We start from the raw sequence: 704 nt of genomic DNA on the forward strand, positions 1-704 counted from the left end.
CCCGGCACCTTCAGTGCGGCCGGCATGATGCGGCTGAAGCTGGGCGAGGCGCTGGTCAACATCTATGTGGCGCGGCTGCGCCCGGACCCGGACGAGACCACCGCGCGCCAGCACCAGACCAGCGACCTGATGACCTGGATCGGCGCCACCGCCGAGGGCATGCCCAGCCTGATCGCCGGTGATTTCTCCGCGACCACGGTGGAACTGGTACGCAGCACCCCCGGCTTCCAGCCGGCCCGGCGCAATCCTGGCGGTCGCCCCGAGCCCCCGGCGGCCAGCGGCGGCGGCGCCAGTGGTCACGGCCTGGACGTGCTGTTCCAGGTCAAGCACTTCGGCGGCATCCGCCAGCAGCCGATCCTGCTGCCCGCCGACGGCGATCTGCCCGGCCTGCGCCTGGGCGTGATGGCCACCCTGCGCCTGCAGGGTGATACGGCCACGACCGAGTAACCCCGCCTCCGGCCCCGGTGGGTGCCGACGGTGGGTGCCGACCTTGGTCGGCACATCCCTGCCGCGCGCGGACGTTGCTCCCTTCGCCCCCAAGGACGCAACCCCCACGTCCTACTCTACCGCCACAATACCCGGAAAAAAAAATCCGCGGGTTTAGCCCGCGGGCCTTAGTTTCATCAAAATTGCTCAAAACCCCCCCGCCAGCGTGTAAACCGGGTCGGACTTCTTCCCTTACCTTGAGGTGACAAAACCGCCCC

2 protein-coding genes are annotated in these 704 nt (G+C 68.9%); both read left to right on the forward strand.

Annotation, left to right across the window (positions count from 1 at the left end):
* On the forward strand, positions 1–182 hold a 182-nt coding region (locus QRO91_RS22595; protein ID WP_404830268.1), incomplete at its 5' end, for a hypothetical protein.
* Positions 130–447 carry a hypothetical protein gene (locus tag QRO91_RS15890; protein ID WP_404830269.1) on the forward strand — a complete coding sequence of 106 codons (318 nt, stop codon included), beginning with the start codon at positions 130–132 and terminating at the stop codon, positions 445–447. The genes QRO91_RS22595 and QRO91_RS15890, both read left to right, overlap by 53 nt.
* The last annotated feature ends 257 nt before the right edge of the window (positions 448–704 follow it).

Origin of the sequence: Stenotrophomonas maltophilia group sp. Smal32, assembly GCF_030237085.1 — a bacterium.
GTDB lineage: Bacteria > Pseudomonadota > Gammaproteobacteria > Xanthomonadales > Xanthomonadaceae > Stenotrophomonas > Stenotrophomonas maltophilia_Q.